22 protein-coding genes are annotated in these 19562 nt (G+C 74.8%); 7 read left to right on the top strand and 15 right to left on the bottom strand.

What is annotated here, in order from left to right; genetic code table 11:
• Nucleotides 1-116: 116 nt before the first annotated feature.
• The 5 genes from GD970_RS11315 to GD970_RS11295 all read right to left on the bottom strand — a co-directional run bounded on the left by GD970_RS11315 (nt 117) and on the right by GD970_RS11295 (nt 3309).
• On the bottom strand, nt 117-659 hold the full coding sequence (locus tag GD970_RS11315; RefSeq protein WP_152203002.1) for a flavin reductase family protein: 543 nt from the start codon (nt 657-659) through the stop codon (nt 117-119).
• Nucleotides 656-1201 carry an NADPH-dependent FMN reductase gene (locus GD970_RS11310; protein WP_152203001.1) on the bottom strand — a complete coding sequence of 182 codons (546 nt, stop codon included), beginning with the start codon at nt 1199-1201 and terminating at the stop codon, nt 656-658. The genes GD970_RS11315 and GD970_RS11310 overlap by 4 nt, the downstream gene beginning before the upstream one ends.
• Before the next feature lie 52 nt (nt 1202-1253).
• Entirely contained in the window at nt 1254-1736 is a 483-nt protein-coding gene (locus tag GD970_RS11305) for an OsmC family protein (RefSeq protein WP_152203000.1), read from the bottom strand.
• A 572-nt stretch (nt 1737-2308) separates the two neighbouring features.
• On the bottom strand, nt 2309-2755 hold the full coding sequence (locus GD970_RS11300) for a hypothetical protein (RefSeq protein WP_152202999.1): 447 nt from the start codon (nt 2753-2755) through the stop codon (nt 2309-2311).
• A complete protein-coding gene (locus GD970_RS11295) occupies nt 2752-3309 on the bottom strand; it encodes an RNA polymerase sigma factor (RefSeq protein WP_152202998.1) in 558 nt (185 codons plus the stop codon). The genes GD970_RS11300 and GD970_RS11295 overlap by 4 nt, the downstream gene beginning before the upstream one ends.
• Nucleotides 3310-3454: 145 nt before the next feature.
• Between GD970_RS11295 and GD970_RS11290 the strand changes: the two genes are divergently transcribed.
• From GD970_RS11290 to GD970_RS11265, 6 genes are read left to right on the top strand one after another with little or no spacing between them, the layout of a single operon-like run.
• Complete coding sequence (locus tag GD970_RS11290) at nt 3455-3925, top strand: Asp23/Gls24 family envelope stress response protein (protein ID WP_152202997.1); 471 nt, start codon at nt 3455-3457, stop codon at nt 3923-3925.
• Complete coding sequence (locus GD970_RS11285) at nt 3922-4287, top strand: hypothetical protein (protein ID WP_211489695.1); 366 nt, start codon at nt 3922-3924, stop codon at nt 4285-4287. Before GD970_RS11290 ends, GD970_RS11285 begins: the two co-directional genes overlap by 4 nt.
• 2 nt (nt 4288-4289) lie before the next feature.
• The gene (locus tag GD970_RS11280) at nt 4290-4469 is read left to right on the top strand and encodes a DUF2273 domain-containing protein (protein ID WP_152202996.1); all 180 of its coding nucleotides are present in this window, start codon (nt 4290-4292) and stop codon (nt 4467-4469) included.
• Nucleotides 4462-4815 carry an Asp23/Gls24 family envelope stress response protein gene (locus GD970_RS11275; RefSeq protein ID WP_152202995.1) on the top strand — a complete coding sequence of 118 codons (354 nt, stop codon included), beginning with the start codon at nt 4462-4464 and terminating at the stop codon, nt 4813-4815. The genes GD970_RS11280 and GD970_RS11275 overlap by 8 nt, the downstream gene beginning before the upstream one ends.
• Nucleotides 4812-5528, top strand: coding sequence for a DUF6286 domain-containing protein (locus GD970_RS11270; protein ID WP_152202994.1), 717 nt, complete (start codon nt 4812-4814; stop codon nt 5526-5528). Before GD970_RS11275 ends, GD970_RS11270 begins: the two co-directional genes overlap by 4 nt.
• Complete coding sequence (locus tag GD970_RS11265; RefSeq protein WP_152202993.1) at nt 5525-6106, top strand: hypothetical protein; 582 nt, start codon at nt 5525-5527, stop codon at nt 6104-6106. Before GD970_RS11270 ends, GD970_RS11265 begins: the two co-directional genes overlap by 4 nt.
• A 65-nt stretch (nt 6107-6171) precedes the next feature.
• Here the strand turns inward: GD970_RS11265 and GD970_RS11260 are convergent, their stop codons facing one another.
• The 3 genes from GD970_RS11260 to GD970_RS11250 form a co-directional block, all read right to left on the bottom strand.
• Entirely contained in the window at nt 6172-7326 is a 1155-nt protein-coding gene (locus GD970_RS11260; RefSeq protein ID WP_152202992.1) for a cystathionine gamma-synthase, read from the bottom strand.
• Between the two features lie 11 nt (nt 7327-7337).
• Nucleotides 7338-8702, bottom strand: a complete 1365-nt coding sequence (locus tag GD970_RS11255) for a cystathionine beta-synthase (RefSeq protein WP_152202991.1) — start codon at nt 8700-8702, stop codon at nt 7338-7340.
• A 200-nt stretch (nt 8703-8902) separates the two neighbouring features.
• Complete coding sequence (locus GD970_RS11250) at nt 8903-9292, bottom strand: STAS domain-containing protein (RefSeq protein WP_152202990.1); 390 nt, start codon at nt 9290-9292, stop codon at nt 8903-8905.
• Between the two features lie 377 nt (nt 9293-9669).
• On the opposite strand from GD970_RS11250, the gene GD970_RS11245 reads away from it, so the two are divergent.
• Entirely contained in the window at nt 9670-10464 is a 795-nt protein-coding gene (locus GD970_RS11245; protein ID WP_152202989.1) for an IclR family transcriptional regulator, read from the top strand.
• Between the two features lie 9 nt (nt 10465-10473).
• Here the strand turns inward: GD970_RS11245 and GD970_RS11240 are convergent, their stop codons facing one another.
• The 7 genes from GD970_RS11240 to GD970_RS11210 form a co-directional block, all read right to left on the bottom strand.
• The gene (locus GD970_RS11240) at nt 10474-12471 is read right to left on the bottom strand and encodes an acetoacetate--CoA ligase (protein ID WP_152202988.1); all 1998 of its coding nucleotides are present in this window, start codon (nt 12469-12471) and stop codon (nt 10474-10476) included.
• The gene (locus tag GD970_RS11235) at nt 12471-13562 is read right to left on the bottom strand and encodes a PEP/pyruvate-binding domain-containing protein (RefSeq protein WP_152202987.1); all 1092 of its coding nucleotides are present in this window, start codon (nt 13560-13562) and stop codon (nt 12471-12473) included. Before GD970_RS11235 ends, GD970_RS11240 begins: the two co-directional genes overlap by 1 nt.
• Nucleotides 13563-13574: 12 nt before the next feature.
• Nucleotides 13575-15452, bottom strand: a complete 1878-nt coding sequence (locus tag GD970_RS11230; protein ID WP_152202986.1) for a PEP-utilizing enzyme — start codon at nt 15450-15452, stop codon at nt 13575-13577.
• Nucleotides 15449-16363: an HAD-IIA family hydrolase gene (locus GD970_RS11225; protein ID WP_152202985.1), complete on the bottom strand. Its 915-nt coding sequence runs from the start codon at nt 16361-16363 to the stop codon at nt 15449-15451. The genes GD970_RS11230 and GD970_RS11225 overlap by 4 nt, the downstream gene beginning before the upstream one ends.
• Nucleotides 16360-17823: a pyruvate/oxaloacetate carboxyltransferase gene (locus GD970_RS11220; RefSeq protein WP_152202984.1), complete on the bottom strand. Its 1464-nt coding sequence runs from the start codon at nt 17821-17823 to the stop codon at nt 16360-16362. The genes GD970_RS11225 and GD970_RS11220 overlap by 4 nt, the downstream gene beginning before the upstream one ends.
• Complete coding sequence (locus GD970_RS11215; protein WP_152202983.1) at nt 17820-19193, bottom strand: acetyl-CoA carboxylase biotin carboxylase subunit; 1374 nt, start codon at nt 19191-19193, stop codon at nt 17820-17822. Before GD970_RS11215 ends, GD970_RS11220 begins: the two co-directional genes overlap by 4 nt.
• On the bottom strand, nt 19190-19562 hold a 373-nt coding region (locus tag GD970_RS11210; protein ID WP_152202982.1), incomplete at its 5' end, for an acetyl-CoA carboxylase biotin carboxyl carrier protein. The genes GD970_RS11215 and GD970_RS11210, both read right to left, overlap by 4 nt.

Here is a 19562-nt window from a genome sequence, read left to right as displayed (position 1 = left end):
GTCGTGCGTCGGCGGTGCGGTTCTGTGGTGCGAGTGGTGGGGCGGACTCCGAGATCGGACGTGGGGCACCGCCTCGGGCGCCGTGGTCGGGCGTCCGAGGCGGAAGGCGGGAGGGCTCAGCCGAGCCGGCTGTGCTGCCCGAGCTGGTGGTAGGCCCGGTCGACGTAGACCAGCGGGTCCTGGCCGGCGTCGTGGTCGGCGAGGACGGCGCGCACGACGACGAGGAGGCTCTCCCCCGCGGGGGTGCGCTGCTCGATGTGCCCGCGCACCCAGGCGGTGCCGCCGCGCAGCACCGGCTCGCCCGTGGGCAGCGGCAGCCAGTCCACGCCGGCGAAACGGTCGACGTTCTTGCGGGCGAACCGGGTGGCGAGGTCGGCCTGGTCCGCGGCGAGGAAGTTGATGACCAGGGAGGAGGCGGTGCGCACCGCCGGCAGCGACGACGACGTCCCGGCGACCGAGAAGCCGAGGAGCGGCGGCTCGGCGGAGATGGAGAACACCGAGGTGGCGGTAAAGCCGACGGGGCCGTCGGGGCCGCGCAGGGTGATGACGGCGACGCCGGCGGGGTGGTTGCGGAAAACGGTCTTGAAGCGCTCGGCGCTGATCTCCGCCGGGGCGACGCCGGGGAGGTCGAGGGCGTAGCTCTCGCTCGCGGCGCTCATGCGGCCACCTCCGCCAGCGTCGCGAGGGCCTCGACCTCGGTCGCGACCCACTCCCCCACGAGCGACTCGGCGTCCGGCAGCTGGGCCTCGGTGGCCAGGACCGGGCGGGTGGGCACCCGGGCACCCAGCTCGGTGAGCACGGGGCGCAGGTGGAGATCCGCGGCGGCGAGGTGCACCGGGTTGCCGGCCACCTGCACGGGCACCGCCGCCACGCCGGCGAGGCCGCCGGCGCCGTACCGGTCGAGGAAGGCCTTGAGCAGCCCGGTGTAGGTGGCCTTGTAGGTAGGGGTGGCGACGACGAGGACGGCCGCCGAGGCGGCGGTCTCCAGCGCCCGCTCGAGACCGGGCGTCGCGGGCGCGAACACGTCGCCGGCGAGCGCCGAGAGGTCGACGAGCTCGGTGCGGGCGCCCAGGCGGGCGGCGACGGCGGCCGCCACCCGCTCGCCGAGCTGCTGGGTGCGCGAGCCGGGCCGGGGGTTGCCGGACAGCGTGATGACGGTCGGCGCCCCGGTCGCGGTGGGCGGGTGAGTGGTGGTGGTCATGGTGAGCTCCTGGGGAAGACGGCTCGGGCAGCGGGCGGGGCGGCGCGGGCGCTCAGGCGGGGACGGCCTCCCAGGTCTCGGCGACCCTGACGCCGGCGTCCCGGAGGAGGTTGAGGACGAGGGACCGGGCGCCGACGGCCGCGCGCAGCTCCTTGACGGTCGCGGCCGGCGCGGGCGTGGTGAGCAGGACGTGCAGGCTCACCCGCTCGAGGCGACTGCCGGCGTCGGTGGCGACGCCGGGGCCACGTACGTCCACGGCGCCGTCGGCGTGGATGTCCACGGCACCGATCCGGATGCCCAGCTCGCGGGCGACGGTGTGGATGTCGACCGTGACGCCGCCGGTCAGGGCGGCGAGGAGGTGCTCGACGGGGTCGGCGCCGTTGTCCTGGCCGCCGGCGGTGGTCGGCTCGTCGATCTGGAGGGCGAACCGGCGCGCTGTGACGCGGGTGTGCAGCCCGCCCTGCCAGACGCCGTCCACGGCCACGGGCCGCCGCCGGGACGTCTCGTCGTGAAGGTGGGTGAGGGTGGCGGTCATGGGATGCTCCCTGCAGAAATCGCCCGTGGCCAGGGCACCGGCGCGGCTGGGCCGGGCGGTCGTCGAAGGTGCCCGTCGAAAGCGGGACAAGGGGGCACCGGCCGACAGGTCGGACGGTGCCCGCACGGGGTGCGGTCCGCGCGGAGGCCAGGCCGAGATGGCCGGGGCGGCTCAGGCCGCCGGGGACTCCGCGCGCCGGCGCATTCGACAACAGACCGGCACGAGGGGCAGGAGCGGGGACGGGGCGGCGGTGACGTCGCGGTGACGGTCAGCGCGGTGCGCGTCGTGCACGACATCCCCCTTCGTCTCTCGGCGGCGCCTCGGCGGCGGCGGGCCACCTGGCCCGGCAGTGAAGAAGGTACGGCGGCGCGTCCGGAACCTCACGGCGCGTCGCCTGGCCGAGACATGGGTGGCGGGGCATCTCGCCACGCGATCAGTTCGCGGCGATTTGCCCGAACCTCTTGCGGGTGCGCGCGATGACGCGGTACACGGCCACGGCGGAAGCGAGCCGGGTGACGGCACGCCGGGACCGGGCCGTGTCGGCTCCAGCAGCGGCGGGACCGGAGCGGGGGTTACAGCAGCGCCGGATCGTCCGTGACGTCGGCGATGCCGACGTGGATCGGCAGCTCCCGCACCCGCTCGGGCGCCAGCCCCAGCGCCGCGGACAGCGCCGTGGCCACCTGGTCCCGCACGTCCTGGGCCAGCGGGAGCAGCGGCGTGCCGTACAGGGCCACCACCTCGGCGGTGACGGCCTCGAGGTCCTGCCGGTCGTCCGTGGTGCAGTGGACGCGCACGGCGCCGGCCCGGGTGACGGCGTCCAGCGCGTCGCGCACGCAGGCCACCAGCACGTCCGCGGCGACGTAGAACTCCCCCGCGGGGTGGCGTCCCCGCACCGGGGCCGAGGGCCGGAACACCGCCAGCGCGCGGGCGAAGAGGTTCTCCCGGATGGCGACCCAGCCGCGGTCGGTGTGCTGGCGCAGCGTGGTGGCGGCCCGGTCCAGGGCGTTCTCGGTGGTCATCGCCAGCCCTCCAGCTTTGTCTCCAGGCTGCGCCGGGCCCGGTGCAGCTGCCCGCGCACCGCGTCCACGGTGGTGCCGCGAACACCCGCCACCTCGGCGTAGCTCAGCCCCTCCACCTCGACGAGCAACCAGGTGGAGCGCTGGGCGAGGGGGAGCTCGCGCAGGGCCCGGTCGAGCGCGCCGAGCAGGTCGCCCGCCAGGGCCTGGTGCTCGGGGCCGGCGCGCTCGGGGGCGGCCAGCGGCAGGTCGTCCACCGGCTCGGCGGGCGGGGGCCGGCGACGCAGGAAGGTGCGCACCTGGTTGATGGTGAGCGCGAACAGCCAGGTGCGCAGCGCGGCGTCGCCGCGGAAGGCGGGCAGCCCCCGCCACGCCGCCACGAGCACCTCCTGCAGGCAGTCCTCGGTGTCCCCGGCGTCGTCGAGCATGCGGTAGGCGTACCGGTACAGCGCCGGGCCGTGCCGGTCCGCGATCACCCGGAACGCCGTCCGGTCGCGCAGCGCCGCGCGCCGGGCGAGCGTCGCGTCGGGCAGGTCCTCGTGCGCTCCGCCCGTCATGTCGGCCCCCGTCCGCACCCACCGGCTAAATGTGATGTACCTCACAGCACCGTCGCCGTGAGGTTCGCGCCGGGATGCGCGTCTCACTGATGACCGTGACATCCACGACAGATGTCGGCAACTCGGCCAGCGAAAGGAACCTCCTGTGAGCGAACAGACGCAGGGCACCTCCGGCGGCGCCGCCGTGAGCACCCGCGAGACGTCCCGGGGCGGCTCCGCCCTGAGCACGAGCCGTGGCACGACCACGATCGCCGACGTCGTCGTCAGCAAGATCGCCGGCATCGCCACCCACGAGATCAACGGGGTCCACGCGATGGGCTCGGGCACCGCCCGGGCCTTCGGGGCGATCCGCGAGCGCATCCCGGGCAGCACCACCAACCAGTCCCAGGGCGTGCAGGTCGAGGTGGGCGAGACCCAGGCCGCGATCGACGTGGCCATCGTCGCCGAGTACGGCGTGGCGATCACCGACCTCGCCGAGGGCATCCGCCGCAACGTCATCAACGCCGTCGAGCGGATGACCGGCCTGGAGGTCGTGGAGGTCAACATCGACGTCGTCGACATCCACCTGCCCCAGGACGACAGCCAGCAGCCCGAGCAGGAGCCCCGGGTCCAGTGAGCACCGCCCCGTCACCGGCCCCGCCGGCGGCCGGGGTGGCCGTGGCCGTCGCCGAGGTGACCCGCGCCGTCCCCGGGGTGGCCCGCCTGCACCCCGGGGCCTTCGGCGAGGTGGCCACCTACCTGCCCGGCCACCGCGTGCCCGGGGTCCGCGTGCGGCCCGACGGCGTCGAGGTGCACGTGGTGGTCGAACGCGCCCTGCTGGACCGGCGCGAGCCGCTGCCCCAGGTGGCCGAGCGGATCCACCGCGCGGTCGCCGCCCTCACCGGCGGGCCCGTGCACGTCTTCATCGACGACCTCGCCGAACCGCCACGTCCCCCGGCCGGCGGCGTGCCGCTGGCGGCCCCCATCCCCCTGGAGTGACCATGTCCGGCTCCGTCACCGGCCTGTTCGCGGGCCTGCTGCTCGCCGTCGCCGCCCTCGTCGGCGGGTTCAACGGCTTCCTCCTCGCCCTCGTGCTGGGGCTGGTCGGCTGGCTCATCGGCGCCGCCCTCACCGGCGAGCTCAACCTCGAGAGCTTCCGCTCCGGCCGCGGCCGTGGCTGAGCAGCGCGGGGAGGTGCGCGTCGCCGACCGCGTCGTCGAGCGGATCGTGCGCACGGCGGTCCTCCAGGTCGACGGGGTCGCGCCGGAGGGGTCCACCACCGGCGCGATCGGCAGCGCCCTGGGCCGGACCTATCCCCGGGTGGACTGCACCGTGGCCGGCGACCACGTCCGGGTCTCGGTCGAGATCGAGACGCTGTGGCCGGCGTCCGCCGCCCGGGTGGCGGGCGAGGTCCAGGACGCCGTCGCCGACCAGCTCGAACGGTTCGCCGGGCTGCGCGCCGACGTCGTCCACGTGCTCGTGGCCCGGGTCGCGCCCGCGGCGCAGGAGCTCAGGAGGGTCCAATGACCTCCCACCGCCCCCAGCACGCCGCGGCGCCCCACCCCGGCCACGGGACGGGTGCGGGCGCGCCACCGATGGACGCGCCCGGCACCGCCGGTGCGGCGGGCCCCTCGGGGGCCGGAGGAGCCGGGGCCCAGGACTCCGGCGCGACCGCGAGGACCCGGGCCGGGGACTGGGAGCCCATGCCGGCCGCGACCCTGCCCACACGCAGCGGCCCGATCGGCGTCGTCGGCCCGGTGCTGGCCGTCCTGCTCATCCTCGCCGGGCTGGTGGTGCTGCGCGACGCGCTGGTCGGCTACCGCGTGGTGCGCGGGCCGGCCTGGATCCCGCTGGGCATCGGCGCGGCCGACGGGCTGGCGCCCGGGACGGCGTTCCTCGTGGGCGGGATCGTCGCGGCGCTGATCGGGCTGTGGCTGCTGTACGTGGCCATGCGCCGCCGGGTCCGTTCGCGGGCCGTCGTGCGCGCCCGCACCGGCATCTACCTCGCCCCGGGCGACATCGCGCGCCTGGCCAGCGCGGCCGCCGAGGACGTCGGCGGGGTCATCACCGCCTCCTCCAAGGCCCGCACGCGGACGGTGCGCACGACCGTGCGCACCACCGGCGGCGCCGGCATCGACCAGGCGGTGCTCGACGCCGTGCACCAGCGGCTCGACGTCCTCGACCCAGCCCCGCGCGTCACCGTCGTGGCGCGCGGCCCGTCCGGAAGGAGCCGCTCATGAGCCGGGGCGTGCTCGCCGTCGACCGCGTGGTCGCCTTCCTGCTGGGGCTGGCGCTCCTGCTGGGCGGGCTCGCGGCCATCGCCTGGTGGGCCCAGAAGCTCTATCTCGTCTGGCCGGCGGTCCCGCCGGTGCTGCGGCTGCTGGCCCTGCGCGCCGCCGTGGAGGCGGGCTGGTGGGCGCCCACGTCCGGCGTCGTGGGTGTCATCGCCATCGTGCTGGGCCTGTGGTGGCTGATCGCCCACCTCCCCCGCCGCGGCGTAGGCACCCTGGCCCTGCCGGGCGCGGGGGGCCGCGGCGGCCTGCGCCTGGACCCCGACGCCGCCGTCGCCGCCGCCGCGGACGTCCTCGCGCAGGCCCCGGGCGTGCGGTCGGCCTCGGGGAGCATGCGCGACGACCGGGGCGAGCTCGTCGCCCTCATCGACGCGACCATCGAGCCGACGGCGGACCTGGGCGCCGTCGCCGCCGCGGCCGAACGGGTCAGTGCCGAGCTCGGGCACGTCCTCAGCCTGCCGGCGGCGCGCTGCCGGGTCGAGCTCTCCGTCGCCCGGCGGGGCCGGCAGCTGGCCCGGGCGGGCTGACCCACAGCCACACCGCCATCCTGGTCGCGGCCAGAATGGCAGTCCGGTCGTGCAGAGGCGTCGCGTCAGACGCGCACGGACAGGCGGGCCAGGGCCGCGTCGAGGTCGGCGACGAGGTCGTCGACGTCCTCGATCCCGACGGACAGGCGCACGACGTTCTCCGGCACCGCCAGCGCCGTGCCGCGCACCGAGGCGTGCGTCATGGCGTCGGGGTAGCCGATGAGCGACTCCACCCCGCCCAGGGACTCCGCCAGCTGGAACAGCTCGGTGCCCTCGGCCAGCGCCCGGGCCGCCTGCGGGCCGCCGGCCAGGGCGAGGGAGATCATCCCGCCGAAGCCGGACATCTGCCGGGCCGCGATCTCGTGACCGGGGTGCTGGGGCAGGCCGGGGTAGTAGACCCGCTCGACCGCCGGGTGCTCCACCAGGTGCTCGGCGATGGCCTGGGCGTTGGCGCTGTGCTGGCGCATGCGCACCGCCAGGGTCTTGATGCCCCGCACCGTCAGCCAGGCGTCCATCGGCGCCGAGACCGCGCCGACGGCGAACTGGAGGAAGCCCACCTTCTCGGCGAGGGCGTCGTCGTCGAGGATGACGGCCCCGCCCAGGACGTCGGAGTGGCCGCCGATGTACTTCGTCGTGGAGTGCACGACGACGTCGGCGCCGAGGGACAGCGGGTTCTGCAGCGCCGGGGAGGCGAAGGTGTTGTCGACCACCACGGTCAGGCCCGCGGCGTGGCCGAGCTCGGCCAGGGCGGCGACGTCGGTGATCTTCATGAGCGGGTTGCTGGGGGTCTCCACCCACAGCACCTTCGTCTCCGGGCGGACGGCCGCCCGGACGGCGTCGACGTCGGACATCTCCACCGCAGTGAGGTCCACGCCCCAGGCGCGCAGCACCCGGTCTAGCAGCCGGTAGGTGCCGCCGTAGACGTCGTTGCCGAGCACGACGTGGTCCCCGGGCGCCAGCAGCGCGCGCAGCAGGGTGTCCTCGGCGGCCAGGCCCGAGGCGAAGGAGTACGCGTGCGCCCCGCCCTCGAGCGCGGCGAGCAGGGTCTGCAGGGAGTCGCGGGTGGGGTTGGCGCTGCGGTTGTACTCGTAGCCGCCGCGCAGCCCGCCGATGCCGTCCTGGACGAACGTGGAGGTCTGGTAGATCGGCGGGATGACCGCGCCGGTGGTGGGGTCGAACTCCTGCCCGGCGTGGATGGCACGGGTGCTGAAGCCAGTCATGACGGGTCCTCTCAGGCGCCGGCGAAGGCCAGCAGGTCGTGGCGGGTGAGCACACCGACCGGCACGCCGGCGTCGGTGACGAGCAGGGCGTCGGCCGCGCCGAGCGCGGTGCGGGCCACGCCCACCGGTTCGTTGATGCCGATGAGCGGCAGCGGCGGGCCGCTCACCTGCCCGACGGGGTCGCCGAGCTGGATGCGGCCGGAGAAGACCTCGTCCACCAGCGCCCTCTCGCTGACCGACCCGGCCACCTCGCCGATGACCACCGGCGGCTCGGCGAGCAGCACGGGCAGCTGGGAGACGCCGTACTCGGTGAAGATGTCGATCGCGTCGCGCACGGTGTCGCCGGGGTGGACGTGCACGAGGTCCGGCAGGCGGCCGGTCTTGGCGCTGAGCACGTCGGCCACGGTGCGCTCGTCGCCGCCGGGGTGGAAGCCGTAGGAGCGCATCCAGTCGTCGTTGAAGATCTTGGCCATGTAGCCGCGGCCGCCGTCGGGCAGCAGGACGACGACGACGTCGTCCGCCGTCAGGTCCCGCGCCGCCCGCAGCGCGGCCACCACGGCCATGCCGCTCGAGCCGCCCACGAGGATGCCCTCCTCCTGGGCCAGGCGGCGGGTCATGGCGAAGGAGTCGGCGTCGGAGACGGCGATGACCTCGTCGACCACCGAGGGGTCGTAGGCGCCGGGCCAGAAGTCCTCCCCCACGCCCTCGACCAGGTAGGGCCGCCCCGTGCCGCCGGAGTAGACCGACCCGACGGGGTCGGCGCCGACGACCCGGACGGCGCCGTCGGAGACCTCCTTGAGGTACCGGCCGGTGCCGCTGATGGTCCCGCCGGTGCCCACGCCGGCGACGAAGTGGGTGAGGCGGCCCTCGGTGTCGCGCCAGATCTCCGGGCCGGTGGTCTCGTAGTGGCTCTGCGGGCCGTTGAGGTTGAAGTACTGGTTGGGCTTGAACGCCCCGGGGATCTCCGCGGCGAGCCGGTCGGAGACGCTGTAGTAGGACTCCGGGCTGTCCGGCGCCACGGAGGTCGGGGTGACGACGACCTCGGCGCCGTAGGCGCGCAGCACGTTGCGCTTGTCCTCGCCGACCTTGTCCGGCACGACGAAGACGCAGCGGTAGCCGCGCTGCTGGGCGACGAGCGCGAGCCCGACGCCGGTGTTGCCGGAGGTGGGCTCGACGATCGTGCCGCCCGGGCCCAGCTTGCCCTCGGCCTCGGCGGCCTCGATGATCCGCCGGGCGATGCGGTCCTTGCTGGACCCGCCGGGGTTGAGGTACTCGAGCTTGACGAGCACGGTGGCGCGCACGTCACCGGTGACGTGCTGGAGCTTGACGAGCGGGGTGTTCCCGACGAGGTCGACGACGGTCTCGGCGTACTTCATGTGTGGTCCTCGGGTGGGTGCGCGGCGACGGCGCGGCGCGGGTCGGCGGGTGGGCAGGGTTGAGCGCGGGCGCTCAACAACAACACAGGCGGACGACCGAGGACATGCCCGGCACTGTAGCCGACCCGCCGCCGGGGGCGCACCCAGCTGCTCGCCCACGCCCACCAGCCGATACGGGAGGAGCCGGGCGGTGCCGGCTGCTACCGCGCGGTGTCGGCATCCACCGGCGGCACCGCGGCGTCGACCGGGGCGGCCGGCGGGGCGGCGGGGAAACCGGGGTCGTGGTCGAGGATCTCGAGCACCTCGCCCATCCGGGTGATCTCCAGGACGAAGGTGACGACCTCGGGGGGCTGGATGAGCCGGGGCGGGGCGGTGAGCCGCCGGGCGAACGCGCCGAGCGCGCCGAGCACCGCGGAGTCGATGAAGGTGACGTTGCGAACGTCGATGTCGACGGGCAGGCCCAGCTCGAGCGCCTCGGCGATGGCCTCGTTCAGCTCGCGGGTGAGGGTCATGTCCGCGTCGCCGCTCAGCACCAGGCGGGTGCGCGAGGGGGACGTGAGGAGAGCGACCGCTCCCGGCTCGTTCTGCATGTGTTGCCCCCGTCCGGCCCAGACTGCCCAGACCTGAAGGGAACGCTACGCGCCCTCGTTTACTTTGTAAATCCCGTTGCGGGGCGGCGGTTATTCGGGCGCGCCGGCCGTGCCGGCCGGGGATCATCTGGCCCCGATCGTCGGCATGACGGCCCGGACCTTCCGACGGATGCGTGATCATGCGACCACCACCGTCGCGGGGCGGACCGCCGTGAGCTTCGACGCCCAGAACGTGCCGCCGGCCCCGGGGCCCGCCGCCCTCGCCGGCGATGTGAGCCCGGCCGACCCGTCGGCCGTGCCCCGGTCCGCTCCGTTGCTGGTCGCCGGGATCCCCATGAGGCACCGCGAGACGGAACGCGTCGTGACATGATTCCCGTATGAGGAACGACGGCGCCTCAGCCCCGCTCGGGCCCTCGGCCCCGCTCGGGTCGGTGGACAAGGCGCTCCAGCTCATCCTGCTGCTGCGCGGGGGCCAGCCCCTGTCGGTGAAGGAGACGGCCCAGCGGCTGGACGTCGCGCCGTCCACCGCGCACCGCCTGCTCACCGCGCTGAGCCGCCGCGGGTTCGCCGCCCAGGGCAGCGACCGGCGCTACCGCCCGGGCCCCTCGCTCGGGGAGACGGCCCAGGAGCCGCTGACGCTGGGCCGGCTGCGGGAGGCGGCGCGCGAGCCGCTCGGCGCGCTGCACGCCCAGGTCGGCGAGACGGTGCAGCTGATGATCCTGCGCGGCGGCAACATCCAGTTCGTCGACGGCATCGAGGGGGTCGAGAACCTGCGCGTCGGGCTGCGCCTGGGCGACCAGATGCCGGCGTTCTGCTCCTCGGGTGGCAAGGCGCTGCTGGCCGAGCTGAGCCCGACCGACCTCGAGGAGCTCTACCGGGGCGGGCTGCCGCCGTGGCCGTCCAGCCCCCTGACCACCCTCGCGCAGCTCAAGCGCCACCTGACCGAGACCCGGCGGGTGGGGTTCGGCACGAACTTCGAGGAGACCGAGCGCGGCGTCGTGGGGCTGGGGGTGTGCGTGCACGCCGACGGCGCCCGCCCGGTCGGCGCCATCACCATCGCCATGCCCCGGGCGCACTACCACGAGGACGACATGGGCCGGTACGTCGCGGCGCTGCGCGAGTGCGCGCAGGCGATCGAGGACCGCCTGCGCGCTCGCCGCACGCAGGGCTGACGGACCGGCTCAGCCCGGCACGGCCGCCGAGATCCGGAGGGCGTCCCGGACGGCGTCCACGACCGCGGCGACGTCGCCGGGGCGGACCACCACCCCCAGGTCGAGGACGTCCTCGACCGCCGCGCCCTGCACGATGCGCTTGAGCGGAACCTCCAGGCGCTTGCCGGCCGGGTTGCGCGGCACGCTGGGCACCAGCACGACGACGTCGGGGACGTGCCGCGGGGAGAGCTCGCGGCGGATGGCCGCGCGCACGCGCCGCTCGAGGTCGGCGGGGTCGGCGCCGGCCGCCGGCTGGAGCAGCAGCACGAGCGCGCCCATGCCGGTGCCGTCCTCGAAGTGCAGCACCATGCTGTCCGCCACGCCGGACAGGCCGTCGAGCAGGGCGTAGAACTCCGCCGTGCCCAGGCGCACGCCGCCGCGGTTGAGGGTGGCGTCCGAGCGCCCGGTGATCACCCAGGTGTTCCGCTCGGTGCGCACCAGCCAGTCGCCGTGGCACCACACGCCCGGGTAGACGTCGAAGTAGCTGGCGCGGTAGCGGGCAAGGTCGTCATCGCCCCAGAAGAACACCGGCATCGAGGGCATGGGCCGGGTGACGACCAGCTCCCCCGGCTCCCCGCGCACCGGGCGCCCCTGCGCGTCCCACGCGTCGGCGGCGACCCCCAGGGGCCGGCAGGACATCTCCCCGGCGTGCACGGCGGTGAGCGCGTTGCCACCGACGAACGCCGTGCACACGTCGGTGCCGCCGGAGGTCGGGCCGAGCAGCACGTCGCCCACGGCGTCGTAGACCCACCCGGCGACGTCGGCCGCGAGCGGGGAGCCGGAGCAGTTGATCTCGCGCAGGCGGCCCAGGTCCCAGGTGGCGCCCGGGCGCAGGCCGGCGTGGGCGCAGGCGGCGAGGTAGGCCGAGCCGGTGGCGAGGAAGGTGGCGCCGGTCTCGGCGGCGACGGCCCACTGCGACCACTGCCCGTCCAGCGCCGGCCAGGAGGGGTCGCCGTCGACGAGCACCAGCCCGCACCCGGTGAGCAGGGAGGAGACCGACAGCGTCCAGACCATCCAGCCGGTGGTGGTGAACCAGAAGGCCCGGTCCGCCGGGCCCAGGTCGAACTGCAGGGCGATGGCCTTGTAGTGCTCGAGGAGCAGCCCGCCGTGGGAGTGGACGATGGCCTTGGGCCGGCCGGTGGTGCCCGAGGAGAACAGCACGGTCAGCGGCTCGTCGAAGGGCACCGGCCGCACGGTGATCTCCCCGTCGACCGCGGTGAGGTCGGCGTACGCAAGGGCGCCGGGCGGCGGGGCGGCGGCCGGGTCGAGGTAGGGCAGCAGCACGGTGGTCGCCCCGGGCAGGGCGGCGCGGATGCGCTCGAGCTCCTCGCCCCGCCGGACCTCCTTCGCCCCCCACCGGTACCCGTCGACGGCGAGGAGCACGGCCGGCTCGAGCTGACCGATCCGGTCGAGCACGCCGCGCGGACCCATCTCCGGGGGCACCGCGCAGAACACCGCGCCCATCGCCGCCGCGGCGAGGTAGACCGCGAGGGTCTCGGGCACGTTGGGCAGGTAGGCGGCGATCCGGTCCCCCGCGCCGACGCCGAGCCGGGTCAGGCCCTGCTGGACCCGGCCGACCTCGGCCAGGAGCCGGGCGGCGGTCCACTCCCGGGACCCGGTGGTCTGGCTGCGGGCCACGACGACGACGGCCTCGGGCCGCTCGCGCAGCGCGCGCAGGACGTGCTCGGCGTAGTTGAGCGTGGCCCCCGGGAACCACCGCGCCCCGGGCATGGTCTCCCGCTCGAGGACGGCGGCGGGCGGGGAGTGGGCGATGATCCCGACGTGGTCCCACAGCAGGGACCAGAAGGTCTCCAGGTCCTCCACCGACCAGCGCCAGGCGTCCTCGTAGTCGGCGAAGCGGGCGCCGGTGCGCCGCTCCGCCTCGAGCAGGAACCGGCCCAGCTCGCTCTGGCCCCACTCGGCCCGGCCCGGGGCCGGGCGCAGCAGCGTCCCGGGCGCGACCGCCATCAGCTCGCCTTGCTCTGGTGCTGGTGTCCCACGGCGCTGCCGCCGGTGGGCGCGCCCGAGATGCTCCCGGTGATCCAGGACATCATCCCGGCGGAGGCGTCGAAGGCGGGCTTGCGGGGCACGGAGGACCACACGGTCTCGGGCCGGCACTGCAGGAGGATGACGTCGGACCCGGCGGGCAGCTCCTCGTCCAGGGCGAACTCGATGTCCTGCGGGGCGCCGTGCAGGCGCTCCAGCCGCTTGCCGAGCTGGGCCAGGGCGGTGATGTCGTCGTCGCTCAGGCACGGCAGGTCCTGGCGCTCGGCCGGCACCGGGACGGCGGCGTCGCCGCGGCGGTACTCGAGGAGCTTGCGCCCGGGGGTGCGCTCGACGATGCCCAGGCCCACCTTGTCCACGAGGAACCGGTCGGGGGTGACCTCCCCGCCGACGACGGCGAGCCCGAGGCCCCAGCTGGCCTCGATGGCCACCTTGGACCGGTCCCCGCTGGTGGGGCTGAGGGTGAACATCACCCCGGCGGCCCGGGCGCGGACGGTCTTCTGGATCACGACGGCCATCTCGATGGCGTGGGGCGAGATGTCCTTCTCCGCCAGGTAGGACATCACCCGCGCGGAGAAGACGCTCTCGTAGCACTTGCGCACGTGCGCCAGGACGGCGTCCTCGCCGACGACGTCGACCCAGGTCTCGAACTCCCCGGCGAAGCTCGCCCCGACGGAGTCTTCCGCGGTCGCGCTCGAGCGCACCGCGACGGCCACGTCCGGCACGCCGATGTCCTCGCACAGGCGCCGGTAGGCGGTGCGCACCTGCTCGGCGACGTCGTCGGGCAGCTCGGCGGTGCGCAGGCGGGCGGCGATCTGGGCCGCGGCCTTCTCGAAGGCGCCCTGGTCGCGGCTGCGGCCCAGGCGGTCGAGGACCTCGTTGACCAGGGCGACCAGTCCGTGCTGGGCGAGGTAGTGCCGGTAGGCCTCGGCGGCGAGGGCGAAGCCGGGGGCGACCGGCAGGCCGGCGGCGACCATGTCGGCCAGCCCGGCGGCCTTGCCGCCCACGGACCTGACGTCCCGGCACGCGTCGTCGGTGAAGGGAAGGGTGTACATCGGTCAGGCTCCTTAGCCGCTGATCTCTTCGGTGGTGCGGGCGGGCTCCGGGGCCTCCGCGGCCGGGGCCTCGTCCAGGACGGTGACGGTGCCGGCCTTGCCGTCGACGCGGACGCGCTGGCCGGTGGTGAGCCGCGTCGTCGCGAACCCGGTGCCGACGACGGCGGGGATGCCGTACTCGCGGCAGACGATGGCGGCGTGGCACATCATCCCGCCGATGTCGGTGATGACCCCGGCGGCGACGGCGAACGCCGGCGCCCAGGACGGGGCGGTGATGGGGGCCACGAGGATCTCGCCGGGCTGCAGCTCGGGCAGGTCGTTCTCGGACTTGAGCACCCGGACCTTGCCCTCGACGACGCCGAGCGAGCCGGGCCCGCCGGTGAGCGTCGTCGTCCCGCCGTCGCCCGAGCCGAGCCAGTCGGCCACCCGCTCGGTGGTCACGCCGTAGTTCATGACGGCGAAGGGGTCGGTGACCTGCTCGGGCGGGATGCCGAAGGCGGGCGGGGCGGGGGCGGCCTGCAGTGCGGCGACGATCCCGCGGCGCCGGGCGATCTCCTTCTGCCAGCGCTGCTTCCCGCGCGCCGGCACGCCGATGGCCCAGGAGTCGACGACGTCGAACAGGGCGGTGTCGAGCTCGAACCGGTTGAGGTAGAACAGGTCGTCGCGCTGCTCGAAGAAGCCGGCCGCGACGAGGAGGTCGGCCAGCTCCCAGGCCTTCTGCCAGAACACGTCGTGCGCCCAGTGCTCGACGTAGATGTTGTGCTCCTCGATGTAGGGGAACACCTTGCCGGCCAGGCCGACGAGCTCGTCGAACTGCTTCGCCTCGTCCTCGGTCAGCAGCGCCCGGTACTCCGCGACGATCTCGTCGCGCTCGGCGCGCAGCCGCTCGACCGGGCGGGAGATGTCCTCCCCGGCGGCGATCTTCGCCGCGTAGCGGGCGATGCCCTGCAGCGGGATGGACAGGTCCGAGGCCCAGGTCTGCTGGTCGTGGGTGAAGCCGTACTCGGAGAAGTAGTTGAACCACGGCGTCTTGGCGGCCTCGAAGGCCTCGAGCCACTGCCGGCCCTCGGCGCTGCCGCGCAGGGCGCCGAGGGTCTCCTCGGGGGCCGTCCCGGCGGTGACGACGGCGGTCAGGCCCAGGTCGACGGCGAGGGCGGCGAGCCTGCGCAGCTCGTCGTCGGGCCGGAACGCCAGGACCTCCACGCCGGCGACCATGCGGGAGATGGTCTGGTCGGTGATGAGCGGGAAGGCGTTCTTGCAGAACTGGAAGAAGGTGATGTAGCCGCCGTAGCCGAGGTTGAGGAACTCGAAGTGGTACTGCCAGATGGCGAAGAACTCGTCGATGAGGCGGTGGTAGTTCTCGATGATCGCCAGGGCCGTGGACCGCCCGCGGGCCTCGGTGACGACCTCGGCGGGGTCGAACTCGGGCAGCGGGGGGAAGGTGATGGTGCGCAGGGACGCGATGGCGCCCTCCATCTTGGTCTTCCACCTGCCGTACAGCTCGTCCCAGTTGGCGTAGTAGTACCCGGCCCGGTCCTGGAAGAGGGCGGCGCGGCGCTGGATCTCCGCGGGGTCGGTGACGTTGAGCGGGGAGATGTAGACGTAGCCGTTGACCACCCGCACGTCCAGGCCCAGGGAGACGGGCAGGGCGAAGATCCGGGTGCTGAAGGTGCCGACCCCGAGGTAGACCGCCTCGGCGCCGATGCTGTCGAACGGGTGGCAGCCGCGCGACCAGTGCATGGTGTCGGCGAACCAGAACTGGGCGTTCTCGTGCTCGCGGGTCTCCTCGGAGGGGACGAGGTAGTAGGGGTACATCGACTCCCAGCCCTCCGCCCCGGCGGGGGGTTCGGCCTCGTCGAAGAACGCGAAGCGGCGCGCGGTGTCGGTCATGAGGGGGCTCCTTGCGTCATCGGAAGGGATTCGGACAGCAGGTCGTACAGCGCGGCGACGTCGTCGAGGACGACGTCGGGGCGGTCGGCGCCCCGGAGGGGGGCCAGCTTCTCGGGGGTGATGGCGCCGGAGAGCACCAGCGTGCTGACGGCGCCCATGGCGCGGGCCAGGCGGATCTCGGCGGAGGCGTCGCCGACGACGGCGACGCGCCCGGGCGGGCCGGGCAGGCGGCGCAGCAGGGTCTCGGCGAGGAACGCGGAGGGCTTGCCCAGCACCTGCGGGGAGGTGGCGGCGGCCCAGCCGATGGCGTGGGCGATGGTGGCCGAGACGGTCACCGACCGGCCCACGCCGCCGTGGAACCACGGGGTGTCCACCGTGGTGTAGAGCGCGGCGCCGGCGTCGACGGCCAGGCAGGCCGCGTTGATGACCTCGGTGCGGTACTCCGAGGCGGCGCCGACGACGACGACGTCGGCGAGGGGCCCGCCCGGCGTGGCGATCTCCACGCCCCGGGCGGCGAGCGGCCCGGCGAGGCCGACGTCGCCGACGGGCAGGACCCGCGCGCCGGGGTGGTGGGCGGCGACGTGGTCGGCGGCGGCGCTGCCGGCGGTGACGAAGTCCTCGTCGGGGACGTCGATCCCCTGCTCGCGCAGGTGCGCCGCGTACTCCGCCGGCGGGCGCTGGGAGGCGTTGGTGCAGATGACGACGGCGTGCCCGGCCCGGCGCAGCGCCGCGACCAGGTCGCCGGCGCGGGGCATGGGCGTGCCGCCGGCGCCGCCGGGGCGCGCGGTGCGCATGAGGCAGCCGTCGACGTCGAGCACCCAGGCGCGGACGGAGCGCAGCGCCGCGGTGTGGTCGGTGCCCGCCGGGGATCGGTGGTCGGTGCCCGTCGTGGACCCGTGGTCGGTGCTCATCGCGAACCTCCGGCGGGGTTACGGGTCAGGCTGAAGGTGGTGGTGGCGTCGCTGAGGGAGATGGACGTGACGGAGGTGTCGTCCACGCCGGCGAGCAGCCGCTTGAGGGTGTTCGCCGGGGAGCCGGCGGCGGCGTACATGGCGTCGACCTGCTCGGCCGGCATCACCGCGCGCAGCAGGAGCTCCTCGTCGCTGAGCGTGCGGCCGAGGCGCCGGCGCAGGTCGGCGATGGTGACGTCGCCGCCGTCGTTGACCGGCTGCTGCCCCCGCTTGGTGCTCAGCGCCCGGTCCAGCAGCTCCTGGTCGACCTTCCCGGGCAGGGGGCCGAAGTCGCCGCGCAGGAGGTCGATGACCTCCTCGGAGATCTGCTTGTACCGCTCCCCGGTGATGACGTTGAGGGTGGCCTGGGTGACGATGTACTGCGCGAAGGGCGTCATGACGATCGGCCAGCCGAGGTCCTCGCGCACCTGCACGGACTCCTCGATGACGGCGTCGAAGAGCTCGGGGCGGCGGATCTCGGCGAGCTGGCGGCGGGTGGTGGACTGCACCCCGCCGGGGATGGTGTGGCGGTAGTAGGCCTCGTCGTACTCGTTGGGGGTGCCCACCGGGAGGTTCTTGATCTTCGCCTGCCGCTGCAGGTAGGCCGAGGCGCGGGCCATCGCCTCGAGGTCGACGTCGACGGTGTGGCCGCGGGCGCGGAGGTTGGCCACCAGGCGCTGGGCCTCGGGGTGCGAGCTGCCGTTGGCCAGCGGCGGCAGGGCGCAGTGCAGGGTCGAGATGCCCAGGTCGGCGGCCTCGAGGAGGGTGATCGGCGACAGCCCGGTGGTGCTGTGGGAGTGCAGCTCGTCGAGCTTCTTGGTGCGCAGGGCCGCGTGCAGGCTCGGCAGGAGGGTGCGGACCCGGTCGGGGGTGAGCAGCCCGGCGGGGTCCTTGAGGTAGATGCTGTCGACCGCCGCGGCGTCGTCGAGCTGGGCGATCTTCTCCGCGAAGTAGGCGTCGGTGTGGACCGGGCTGGTGGTGTAGCAGATCCCGCCGACCACCTCCTCGAAGCCGACCCGCTTGGCCATCTCGGCGGTGCGCCGGGCGCCCTCCATGTCGTGCATGGGGTCGATGACCCACAGCCGGCTGATGCCGTTGCGGGCGAGCAGGGTGAAGGCGAGCTCGAAGACGGCGTCGGGCGTGCGGTGGAAGGTGATGAACCGCTTGCCGGTGGTGAGGAAGCCCAGCGGGGTGCGGGGCATCCGGGCGCGGGCGGCGCGCAGGCGCTCCCAGGGGTCCTCGCGGTGGTAGCGCACCGCGGTGGCCATGAGCGTGGAGGTCAGCAGCTCCACGGCGCGGTAGCCGACCCGGTCGAGGTCGGGGGTGACGCCCTCGACCATGCGGGTGGTCACGCCGGTGGCACCCCACAGGCTCTGGTTGCCGTCGCGCAGGGAGACGTCGACGAGGCGGATGTCGGTCACCGGACCTCCTGGGGCTGAGGCGCCGCGCCGGCGGCGGTGAGCAGCTGGTCCAGCCAGCGGGTGGTGACGGTGTTCTGCCGGTACGCCGGCTCGGCGACGATGCGGCGCAGCAGCGGCAGGGAGGTGGTCAGCCCGGCGATCTCGAAGCGCGCGAGCCCCTCGGCCAGGCGGTCGACGGCGGCGGCGCGGTCGGGGCCCCAGGCGATCTGCTTGGCCATGAGCGCGTCGTAGAAGGGCGGGAACTGGTAGCCCTCGTAGATGTGGCTGTCCAGGCGGAGCCCGCCGGCGGCGGAGGGGCGCCACCGCCGCACGGTGCCGGGCGAGGGGGCGAGCCGGTTCTCCGGGTCCTGGGCGGTGATGCGGGCCTCCACGGCGTGCCCGGTGACCCGCACCTCGGACTGGGTGAAGCTCAGCGGCTCGCCCATGGCCACGAGGAGCTGCTCGCGCACGAGGTCCACGCCGGTGACGGCCTCGGTGACCGGGTGCTCGACCTGGATACGCGGGTTGACCTCGAGGAAGGCCAGCTCGTCGCGGTCGACGTCGTAGAGGAACTCCACGGTGCCCAGGCCCACGTAGTCCAGGGCCTGCGCGATCCGCACCGCGCTGGCGTGCAGCAGCGCGCGGGTGGGCGCCGGCAGGGCGGCGCAGGGGGACTCCTCGACCACCTTCTGGTAGCGGAACTGGACCGAGCACTCGCGCTCGCCCAGGTGCACCACGTTGCCGTGGCGGTCGCCGAGGACCTGGACCTCGACGTGCTTGGCGTCCTCGACGAAGCGCTCGAGGAAGACCGTGCCGTCGCCGAAGGCCGCCTGCGCCTCGGCGGAGGCGACCCGCCAGGCCTCGTGCAGGTCGGCGGGGTCGTGGACGCGCTTCATGCCGCGGCCGCCGCCGCCGTGGGCGGCCTTGACCAGGACGGGGTAGCCGATGAGCTCGGCGAGGCGCTCGACCTCCGCGGGCCCGCGGGCCCGCCCGCCCGGCGAGACCGGGACCCCGACCGACTCGGCCAGGTCCCGGGCGGCCAGCTTGTCCCCCAGGGCCCGCAGCGCCTCGGGGCCGGGCCCGACGAAGACCACGCCGTTCTCCGCGCACGCCTCGGCGAGCTCGGCCCGTTCGGAGAGGAACCCGTACCCGGGGTGGAGCAGGCCGCAGCCGGTGGAGACGGCCGCCTGCACGACCGTGGGGATGCTGAGGTAGCTGTCGGTGGGCCGGGGACCGCCGAGGGTGACCACCCGGTCGGCCCGGCGCGCCCCGAGAGTGGCGCGGTCCGCCGTCGACACCCCGAGCACGGTCTCCAGGCCCAGGCGCTGGCACGCCTCGATGATCCGCACCGCGATCTCGCCGCGGTTGGCCACGAAGACCCGCGGGCTCATGACGCGGCCCGGATCGCGTACAGCGGCTGGTCGAACTCCACCAGGTCCCCGTCGCGGGCGAACACCGCGGCGACCTCGCCCCGCACCCCGGCCGGCACGGAGTTCATCAGCTTCATCACCTCGATGATGCAGAGCACCGCGTCGGCCTCGACGATGTCGCCGACCTCGGCGAAGGCCGGCTCGCCGGGGCGCGGCGAGCGGTAGAAGGTCCCGAGCATCGGGGCCTTGACGATCACGTGCCCCGGGGGAAGCGCATGGGCGGAGAGACCGGCCGGGGCGGGCGCGGCCGGGGCGGGCGCGGCCGGGGCGGGCGCGGCCGGGGCGGGCGCGGTCACGGCGGGTGCGGTCGCAGCCGGGGCGGACCCCGTC

Source organism: Georgenia thermotolerans (assembly GCF_009193185.1).
In the GTDB taxonomy this organism is placed as follows: domain Bacteria; phylum Actinomycetota; class Actinomycetes; order Actinomycetales; family Actinomycetaceae; genus Georgenia; species Georgenia thermotolerans.
This window is presented reverse-complemented; position numbering and strand designations above follow the sequence as displayed.